This window comes from Chelativorans petroleitrophicus (assembly GCF_025398195.1).
Lineage (GTDB): Bacteria > Pseudomonadota > Alphaproteobacteria > Rhizobiales > Rhizobiaceae > Chelativorans > Chelativorans petroleitrophicus.
The window spans coordinates 1-1,976 of sequence record NZ_JAODNV010000051.1; the positions used below are offsets into that span (position 1 = coordinate 1).

General features: G+C 62.7%; 1 protein-coding gene and 1 pseudogene. One reads left to right on the plus strand and one right to left on the minus strand.

Annotated features, from left to right (window positions below):
• A partial coding sequence (locus NYR54_RS19065; RefSeq protein WP_341484328.1) for an IS110 family RNA-guided transposase occupies positions 1 to 984 on the plus strand: 984 nt, incomplete at its 5' end.
• Between the two features lie 13 nt (positions 985 to 997).
• Here the strand turns inward: NYR54_RS19065 and NYR54_RS19070 are convergent.
• A pseudogene (locus NYR54_RS19070) lies at positions 998 to 1,911 on the minus strand (IS3 family transposase); the annotation flags it as partial.
• Between the last annotated feature and the right edge of the window lie 65 nt (positions 1,912 to 1,976).

A 1,976-nucleotide genomic window follows, 5' to 3' on the forward strand; every position in this document is an offset into this window, starting at 1 on the left:
CATATGATCGCCCATGCGAAGGTGAAGACCGACACGATCGACGCAACTGTCCTCGCAAAGCTCTACGCCTCGGGCTTCCTGCCCGAGGTCTGGGTCCCGGACCCAGAGACGCTTGCGCTACGAAGGCAGGTTACCAGGCGGACGCAATTGGTCCGCCAACGTTCGAGGTTGAAGAACCTGATCCAGTCGATCCTCCACGCCCACCTGATCCCTCCGTGTCCACATGGCAATCTGGTTAGTATCAGCGGGCGCAAATGGCTGGCGAGGCAGATCTTGCCTGCGGACGAGCGCGCGGCCATCGAGCGCCACCTCAGCCTGATAGGTGAGATCAACGAAGCGCTGACCGTGGTCGAGGCGGATATTGCTGCCCATGCCCTGCAGGATCCGACAATCCGTCGCTTGATGACGTTGCCCGGGCTCGACGTGACCGTCGCTGCGAGCGTTGCCGCGGCGATCGGCGACATTCGCCGCTTCAGCAATCCGCAACGTCTTGTCGCCTATCTTGGCCTCAATCCGAGCGTGCGGCAGTCAGGTGAGGGTCCGGCCCATCATGGGCGCATTACGAAGCAGGGCCGCGGGCACGCTCGAGGAATGCTAGTGGAAGCAGCTTGGGCCGCCGCCCGCTCACCGGGTCCTTTGCGTGCTTTCTACCAGCGGATCGCCGCGCGTCGTGGGAAGCATATTGCGGCCGTCGCAACCGCGCGGAAGCTTGCGATGATAATCTGGCATATGCTGAGCAAAGACGCCGACTACATCTGGGCGCGGCCGGCCCTGCTTGCCCGCAAGTTCAGATCGGCCGAGTTGCGTGCCGGCTTGCCGACAAAGCATGCGCGTCGAGGAGTGGCCTACGACTATAACATTCCAGCCAGGCGCGCTGAAGAACGATCCCGCGTCGAGCAAGCGGAGGCCGCCTACGCGGCGGCGACTTCGAGATGGCGAATGCGGCCCCGCAAGCCAGAGGCTGTGGAAAAGGCATCCTCATGAAACGATGGGGCTATTCGACAACATCCGTCTGCATAGGCTTGCCCGGCGCGATGTAGTGCCAGTCGATGCCATGGTCCTGCTGCCATTTCAGCATGGCTTTCGAGGTGAGCTCGGTGCCGTTGTCACTGACCACCATCAGCGGCTGACCGCGGCGTTCGGCGATGGCGTCCAGCTCCCGCGCCACTCGCTCGCCCGAGATCGAGTTGTCGACGACAGTTGCCAGGCATTCCCGGCTGAAGTCGTCGATGACGCACAGAATGCGGAAGCGACGGCCGTCGATCAGCGTATCGGAGACGAAGTCGAGGCTCCAGCGCTGGTTGGGGCCCTGCGGGATCGCCATCGGTGCTCGTGTGCCCACGGCTCGCTTGCGGCCGCCGCGCTTCCTCACCGTCAGCCGTTCCTCACGGTAGAGGCGATAGAGCTTCTTCCAGTTCACCGCGATGCCCTCACGCTTCAGCAGAAGATGCAGGCGGCGATAGCCGAAGCGCCGGCGCTCAGCTGCCAGCTCCCTCAGCCTCCCACGCAGTTCAGCATCGTCCGGTCGGCTCGATCGATAGCGGTAGACCCGCGGATCAATGCCCACCAGGCCGCACGCGCGGCGCTGGGAATAGCCCTTCTTCTCCATGGCCCAGCTCACGGCGTTCCTCCTCGAGCCGGGCGTCAGAAGTTTTTTCCGAGCATCTCGCGGAGCGTCGACACGTCCATCATCGACTCCGCCAGAAGCTTCTTCAGCTTCGCGTTCTCCTCCTCCAGCGCCTTCAGCCGCTTGGCCTCCGACACCTCCATGCCGCCATACTTCTTGCGCCATGTGTAGAACGTCGCATCGCAGATGCCGTGCTTGCGGCACAACTCAGGCGCAGACAGTCCCGCCTGATGCTCTTTCAGGATGCCGATGATCTGCTCTTCCGTGAACCTGGATCGTTTCATTACCCGTCTCCTCTTTCAGGGAACAGGCTAACCTCAAAACGAGGACTTTCCAGGGGAGCAGGTCA